Origin of the sequence: Rhizobium sullae (assembly GCF_900169785.1) — a bacterium.
GTDB lineage: Bacteria > Pseudomonadota > Alphaproteobacteria > Rhizobiales > Rhizobiaceae > Rhizobium > Rhizobium sullae.
The window spans coordinates 1-7,692 of sequence record NZ_FWER01000113.1 but is presented as its reverse complement, the minus strand read 5'-3'; the positions used below and the strand labels follow the sequence as shown (position 1 = coordinate 7,692).

The window sequence follows — 7,692 nt, the reverse complement described above, 5'->3', positions numbered from 1 at the left end:
ACGATACCGCGCTCCAGCAGCATCTCCTCGACCATCCTCAGGCTCAAAGGGAACCGAAAATACAGCCAGACCGCACGGGCGATGATCTGCGGTGGAAAGCGGTGGTTCTTGTAGCCTACGGCCGGACTGTTCATCCCAACCCATTATCCGACAACCGTTAAGCCGCTGACAACGTGACATCACCCGCGGATCTATTTGCGATATAGATCGGTATCGGCGGTCTTTTGCCCTGGCCAAGGTCAAGCGATATCGCACGCTGGAGATGCGTTGGGTCTGTGGGCGTATCACTTGGCGCAGATCGTCGGGCATCATGATGTATCGCACCGGAAGGATGAAGGTCGGAGCGGCGCAACTGGGGCAACGTTGACACCTGTCCTACGCATGGGACGCTGGCAATCGGGGCATTCGTAGGACTGCCCGTGCTGTGATTTGGCGGGATGGGGTTGCCCGCCTGTTGGTGATGGCTGGCCGAGGAGGCTCCTGCAGAGACCGACACGATCCCGTCGATGGCGATTAGCGAGAAAGCCGAAGTGGCGCATGCGGTGGAAGCCGTCAGGAAGCACATGAAGGAGAAAGCGCCGGATGAACTCGTGCGGGTGAAGGCGCATGATCTTCTCACGGTCGCGACCATTGCCACGGTAATCCTTCCATCGGAAGGCAACATGGTCGTCATCGACATCGACGATGCGGCTGTTGGCGATCGCGACACGATGGGTATACCGACCGAGATAGGCAAGCACCTGGTCCGGCCCGCCGAAAGGTGGCTTCGCATAGACGACCCATTCGATTCTGCGAGCACACGCGAGATGGCGGGTGAACGCGTCGTCGTCGTTGAGATGGGTGAGTTCGTTGGAGAAGCGGAGTTCACCATGAGCGAAGGCTTCAGCAAGCGCAGTCAGAAAGAGCCGCCGAAACAGACGCGACAGCACGCGAACAGGCAGAAAGAAACCCGGTCGGCACGCGACCCACCTTGATCTGTCGGGCGAGAGACCGCCGCCCGGCACGACGCAATGGACATGGGGATGATGGGTCATCGCCTGGCCCCAGGTGTGAAGTACGGCGGTGACGCCGATCTCGGCGCCCAGCCATTTGGAATTGGCGGCGATCGTCTGCAGCGTCTCGGCCGAGATCCGCATCAGCAACGCATAGACGACCGCCTTGTTGTGGAAGGCGATCTCGGCGATGCCAGGTGGGAGTGTGAAGACCACATGAAAGTATGGGACCGGCAAGAGATCGGCGACGCGGGCCGCAACCCACTCCCTGCGGGCCGCGCCCTGGCACTTCGGGCAGTGGCGATTGCGGCAGGAATTATAGGAGATGCGGGTCCTGCCGCAGTCATCGCAGGCATCGACGTGACCACCAAGCCTGGGTGTGCGGCAGGCTTCGATCGCGCCCATGACGCGTCGTTCGCCGCGGCCAAGATGGCCGGCGTTCTCTCGCCTGTAGGAGCCTCCATGTCGTCGAAAGATGTCGGCGACTTCGAAGGTAGGGCGCAACCGATTACGATTCCGGCGGTGTCACCTCCAGCCGTAACCGATCGAGCGGGCTAGCTGTCGACCGGATCGTGTCGGTGGAAACCTGCGTATAGTGTGCCGTGCTCGACAGATGGGCATGGCCGAGCAGGACCTGGATGATCCGGATATCGGTGCCATTCTCCAGCAGGTGAGTGGCAAAGGAATGCCGCAACGTATGCACGGTAACGCGCTTTGAAAGGCCTGTTGCCGAAACCGCCGACCGACAGGCGGCGTTTAACACTGTCGGTTCGATCGGCTTGTCAGCATCACGCCCTGGAAAAAGGAAAGCCGTGGGGCGCGATAGACGCCAATAGCTGCGCAGGATCCCGAGTAGTTCGGTTGACAGCATAACGTATCGGGCTTTGGCGCCTTTACCATGGCGAACATGCATCACCATGCGGGAGCTGTCGATATCCTCGACCTTCAGTCCGCAGACCTCACCGACCCTGAGGCCAGCGGCATAAGCCGTAGTCAGCGCCACGCGCGCCTTCAGACTGGAGACGGCCTCAAGAAAATGCGCCACTTCGTCCGCCGACAGAATAACGGGGAGCTTCCGTGGCTCGCGCGCGTACGGGATCCGCTCGGGGACATCATCCTGACCCAGAGTGATCCCATAGAAAAACCGAAGAGCGCATACAATCTGGTTCAACGATGCCCAGGATATCCCGGTTGAGACGAGGTAAACCTGGAAGCTACGAATATCGTCAAGATCGAGCCGATCAGGCGATCGGTCGAAATAGCGGCTGAACTTCCGTACAGCGTTGATGTAGGATCGTTGGGTTGCCGGGGAAAGATTGCGGACCGTCATGTCCTCGATCATCCGGCGACGAAGAGGGCTTATCTCAGCCATCGGGGCCTCCTGCCTGAAGGGTGGGTTGCAACACAACCATCCTCTCAGTCAGGGGGCTCTCGTCAAAGCCCGCCTCAAATCGCCGCGATTAGCGGCTTAGTTCAATCACATGGGAAAATCTCATTCTGTTGATCTTCGCCAGCGTGTCGTTGCCATGGTTGCCAGCGGTCAGTCACGACGCGCCGCAGCTCGCCATTTCGGTGTCAGCGACAGCTCTGCGATCAAACTGATCCAGCGTCGTGAGCGGACTGGCACCATAGCCCCCGCCCGACAAGGCAGACCACCAGGCAATGGAAAGCTATCGGCCTATCGCGATTTCCTGGTCGCGCAGGTCGAGGCCAAGCCTGATATCACCATGCCGGAGCTGGCCCGCCGTCTTGAGGAGAAACATGCTGTTGTTGTGCCGCCATCGTCTTTGTCGCGCTTTTTGATATTGCAGGGCTTCACATATAAAAAAACAGCTGATGGCATCGGAACGCGGACGCGCTGATGTGCGTCGGGACCGTGATTTTTGGATTGGAAAACGCCAACCCAGAATGCGACTTGAACCGCATCGGCTTGTTTTCCTGGACGAAACCTCGGTGAACACGAAGATGGTGAGACTGCGCGGCCGCTCTCAACGCGGCAATCGCCTCGCCATGGATGCGCCGTTCGGCCACTGGGGGACACAGACATTCGTTGCAGGTTTGCGATGCTTCGGCCTGACCGCACCCTGGATTATCGACCGGCCGATGAACCGCGCCATTTTGATACCTATGTCGAAACGCAACTGGCTCCGACCCTCAATCGAGGCGACGTGGTCGTCCTTGATAATCTCTCGGTTCACAAAAGTGCCAAAGCTGCAGGCTTGCTCAAACAGGCCGGTGCGTGGTTCCTCTTCCTACCGGCTTATTCGCCCGATTTGAATCCGATCGAAATGGCCTTCGCCAAGATTAAAGCCCACCTGAGAGCCGCAGCGGCCAGAACGTTCGACGCCCTCTCGGACGCACTCGGTTCAATCTGCAATCTCTTCGACACCGATGAATGTCGAAACTATTTTACAGCCGCAGGCTATGGGTTCGATTAATCGTACGATGCTCTAGCTGTGGAGCCTCAACAGGTTGTTCCCGGTCAGACCGAGTCGGCTGATAGGTGGTTTTGAGCCGATACTGCCATGAGGTCTATGCCAATTGTAGCGGTGAAGCCATCGCGGCAGTTCGGCGGTGCGTTCGTCTGAGGTTGTAGGCGCGAGCGTAGGCCCATTCGCGCAAGCTTGTCTGAATGAAGCGCTCGGCTTTCCCGTTGGTCCTGGGAGTATAGGGCTTGGTGAAGATCTGGCGCAGGCCGAGACGCTTGCAGGCTGCCCGAAAAGTCTTTGACCGGTAGCAGGAACCGTTGTCGGTCATCACTCGCTGCACTTTGACGCCGAGACTGGCGTAATAAGCAACGGCGGCCTCAAGGAAGGCGACAGCGCTCTTCTTGCGCTGGTCGGGCATAACTTGGACGAAAGCGCCGCGCGAGGCATCGTCGATGCAGACATGGACGAACTCCCAGCCAATGCCGATGTGACGGTTGACCATGCCAGTTTGTCGTCCGGTGATGCGGTGTCCGACGGAGCCGATCCGGCCGAGCTTCTTGATATCAAGATGAATGAGTTCGCCGGGATGCTCCCGTTCATAGCGGCGCACGGGCTCCGGCTCCAACGCGCTCAGCTTATTCAAGCCCAACCGGCGCAGAATACGGCTCACCGTCGCTGGCGAGACGCCGGCCTCAGCGGCGATCTGTTTGCCCGTCCAGCGTTGGCGGCGCAGCCGTTCGATCGTTTCGACTATCGCCGCAGGCGTCGGCCGGCGCAGTCGATGAGGCCGGGAGGAGCGATCATGCAATCCTGCCAATCCTTCGCGGCGATATCGGTCTATCCACTTCCGAATGGTCCGCAGACAGACGCCTGCGGCTTTGGCCACGGCCTCCGGCGTCTGCCCGCTCTCTACCTGCCTTACAATTCGCTCTCGACCGCGCGGCGTCAGCCGGGCATTCTTGTGGATGTTCATCCGGTCCTCCGAGAATCACTGAAGCTTCGACAACCTCAGCTTTCCCGGTCTGGGCCGGATGGACAACCTACTGAAAGCTCACATCTAGCTAGCCTTTTGCCCTTTGAAGCGCATGTCCGGCAGTCATTCATAACGTGGATGGGCTTGATCGAAACAAACGATTTCATCAATCGAACGAAATCTTGCATGGACAAAAGCACCTTACGCGCACCGATAAGGAGAAAATCCTCCATGTTCCCTGACGAAAGTGAATTGCAACTGCCCGACCATGTGGGGCGGTTCGAGGCTGGTCGTGACCCCCACGTTCTTGAGCTGCGAAGTCTTACCGGCGAACCAGCTGCCCAGCGGGTGCGCGTGGCGGGCTTATTGCCCTTTGCAGATGTAGTCGTCCCGTCTGGGCCGCGGCTTGGGTACCCGGCCGGACGCGTCGCCCTGCAACATCAGCGCGATTTGCAGATATGTTGTATTGCCGTGCTTCTTGTCAATGTCCGGTTTGTCCGACGCCCTATGCGAGTTCCTGCACAAAAGAACGCGTCATCGGGTGCGGCCGGGGAGCAGACGACCAGCGCAGCACTCGCCTGGCGATGGTGTAGCGACATCAGGCCAGTCCACGGTGCGGTATCATTCGTGAACAACCGCCCGTTCGCATCGATAACGCCACTCGGCAGTCATTGACGCCGCGCTGGAAATGAAAACGACATCGCCAGGAAGTCGGCCGCCGCTGAAACGTTCGAAGATGCACCCAATCTCCTCGGCGTCACGGAACACGGGCGCCACGATCGAGCATCTCATGCGGATCCAGGCGGACCGATATGAGGCCTCTTTTGAGGCCGATGATGTCCGAAACAGGCGTTTGCAGCAGCAAGCGGCAACACGGCCTTCTTATACGGAAACAGTCTGAGGAGGCCAGTTTGGCTTTCCCGTCACAATGTGGAGAAACAGATGCTTTTTCTAGGGATTAGCGGCGGACTTGACCAAGTCCATGAAAACCGATTCGAGCTTCCGAACACCTCTGTGCACGATGGCGCCGCGGTGCTCGTTCGAGACGGACAGGTGATAGCCGCCGTAGAAGAGGAACGCCTCAATCGGATCAAACACTCCAACAAGCTCCCAAGTCGTTCGATTCAATACTGTCTTTCAGCGGCGGGGATTCAGCTCAGCGACATTGATCGTCTCGCGATCTACGCTAGCGAGCCCTATGTCAACGCCATGGTTGGTGAGATGTCCAATTCCCATCCGGACATTCTCTCCATTCCGGATGCTAAAGTGTTGGTGCAGGATCTGTTAGCGCGTGAGTTCGGTACTAAGTTGGACGGTTCGCGTATTTCATTCGTGAGTCATCATCAGGCGCACGCCGTGAGCGCTTTTGCAATGTCGGGCTTCGATCAGAGTCTCATTCTAGCAATTGATGGCTGTGGTGATTTTCTATCGGGACTCTTGGCAGTAGGAGCTGGCACAGAAATTACGCAACTGGAAGCTTTTCCCGAGAACAATTCTCTTGGACTGTTTTATCTCGAGACGATCCGTTATCTCGGCTACGGCATGTTCGATGAATATAAGGTGATGGGACTCGCCCCCTACGGCGATCCCGCGCCCTATCGCGAGCTCTTCGAGCACTTTTACGACCTCTCCGCCAACGGTGGCTACCGTGTTTATCTCGACCGCATCGGTCCGGCGTTGCTCCGCAATATCGAGGTCAGGCGAAAGGGGATGCCGTTTACCCAGCAGCATCGAGATGTGAGTGCATCACTGCAGGAAACGCTGGAGCGGATCGTGTTCCACATTCTCCGGCATCACCGTGAGGCCACCGGTATGAAGCGGTTGTGTCTGGCTGGGGGGGTAGCCCACAACTGCACGATGAACGGTAAGCTGCTGTATTCAGGGCTTTTCGAAGACATCTTCGTGCAACCCGCGTCTCACGACGCCGGTTGTGCCTTAGGCGCTGCGCTGATGGTGTCTAACGAGATGGGCCGTCCCGCGCCCCGAGAGCGACTGCAGGAGGTCTATTGGGGTCCTGATCTCGGCAGCGACTGCGCCGTGCAGCAGGAACTGAATGCATGGGCCGGACATCTCCAGGTTGAACGCTCTGATGACGTGGCAACTAGTGCAGCCGACTGGATCGCCGACGGCGCCGTGATCGGTTGGGTGCAGGGTCGTTCGGAGTTCGGGCCACGTGCGCTGGGCAACCGTAGCATTCTTGCCGACCCTCGGCCGGCCGCAAACAAGGACCGGATCAATGCGATGGTCAAGAAGCGCGAAGGCTATCGGCCGTTCGCGCCATCTGTGCTGCAAGAAGACGCGAGCGAATTCTTCGACCTCCCGGATGGCAGGGACGAATTTCCATTCATGAATTTCGTCGTTCGCGTGCGTGACTCAAAACGCGCCTTGCTCGGTGCTATTACGCACGTCGACGGTACGGCTCGCCTGCAAACAGTATCGCGCAACGCCAATCCCGCTTACTGGGAGCTCATCAATGCATTCAAGAAGCGGACAGGCACCCCAATTTTGCTTAATACGTCCTTTAACAACAATGCCGAACCGATCGTGGATTCGGTTGCAGACGCGATTGCCACATTTTTGACGACAGAGCTGGATGGACTTGTGGTCGGGCCGTTCCTGGTCAAAAAGCGGGCCGCAACGCTGCAGGATTGGACTGCGCTCGCGGTTTCATTGCCGCCTTATATGTCGCTCCATCAAGTCCGCGCTTATACAGCGGTAGATCGTCAGGAGACAGTCTGCGAGATCCGTACGAGCCACTCCAACCGTGACAGTGTGCGAATTTCACATGACTTGTTTGATCTGCTGATGCGGATTGAGGGTGAATCCGTGCTTGGAGATCTCCTCGATGCAATTGGGCCGCATCAGGCTAAGCGTGAAGGTCTGATGAAGGGCCTGCAACGACTGTGGGAGCAGCGCCTCGTTCGGTTGCATCCCTCACGAGCTGTTCACGTCCACCGAAACTGCGATAAAACGCCGGATCAAGTGTCCGTCCGGTGAGTTTCTGAATCGGCAGAAATCGGTTAGGGCATAGACTCATAACGACCTGTTCCAGATGCGTGTTGCGGGTGATGTCACGTTGTCAGCGGCTTAACGGTTGTCGGATAATGGGTTGGGATGAACAGTCCGGCCGTAAGCTACAAGAACCACCGCTTTCCACCGCAGATTATCGCGCGTGCGGTCTGGCTGTATTTTCGGTTCCCTTTGAGCCTGAGGATGGTCGAGGAGATGCTGCTGGAGCGCGGTATCGTCGTCTCCCATGAGACGATCCGGAGATGGGGTCGCAAATTCGGAACGGCTT

3 protein-coding genes and 4 pseudogenes are annotated in these 7,692 nt (G+C 58.1%); 3 read left to right on the top strand and 4 right to left on the bottom strand.

The genetic code is table 11. The features are described from left to right. From BN1800_RS38590 to BN1800_RS38580, 3 genes and pseudogenes are all read right to left on the bottom strand, one after another. Positions 1-134 (bottom strand): annotated as a pseudogene (locus tag BN1800_RS38590) (IS6 family transposase); the annotation flags it as partial. A gap of 174 nt (positions 135-308) precedes the next feature. Continuing rightward, positions 309-1,496, bottom strand: coding sequence for an IS91 family transposase (locus BN1800_RS38585; RefSeq protein WP_087006119.1), 1,188 nt, complete (start codon positions 1,494-1,496; stop codon positions 309-311). Between the two features lie 4 nt (positions 1,497-1,500). Further along, on the bottom strand, positions 1,501-2,364 hold the full coding sequence (locus BN1800_RS38580; RefSeq protein WP_087006116.1) for a tyrosine-type recombinase/integrase: 864 nt from the start codon (positions 2,362-2,364) through the stop codon (positions 1,501-1,503). Positions 2,365-2,473: 109 nt separating this feature from the next. Between BN1800_RS38580 and BN1800_RS38575 the strand changes: the two are divergent. Further along, a pseudogene (locus BN1800_RS38575) lies at positions 2,474-3,430 on the top strand (IS630 family transposase). 123 nt (positions 3,431-3,553) lie between these two features. Here BN1800_RS38575 and BN1800_RS38570 read toward each other — a convergent pair. Then, positions 3,554-4,394, bottom strand: a pseudogene (locus BN1800_RS38570) (IS481 family transposase); the annotation flags it as partial. A 942-nt stretch (positions 4,395-5,336) separates the two neighbouring features. Between BN1800_RS38570 and BN1800_RS38565 the strand changes: the two are divergent. Then, on the top strand, positions 5,337-7,391 hold the full coding sequence (locus BN1800_RS38565; protein WP_027513857.1) for a carbamoyltransferase family protein: 2,055 nt from the start codon (positions 5,337-5,339) through the stop codon (positions 7,389-7,391). Positions 7,392-7,508: 117 nt separating this feature from the next. Then, positions 7,509-7,692: pseudogene (locus BN1800_RS38560) on the top strand (IS6 family transposase); the annotation flags it as partial.

Bases quoted from the DNA above. Each gene is read 5' to 3' on its own strand.
- BN1800_RS38565 (WP_027513857.1), top strand. From the start codon at position 5,337: ATGCTTTTTCTAGGGATTAGCGGCGGACTTGACCAAGTCCATGAAAAC.
- BN1800_RS38580 (WP_087006116.1), bottom strand. From the start codon at position 2,364: ATGGCTGAGATAAGCCCTCTTCGTCGCCGGATGATCGAGGACATGACG.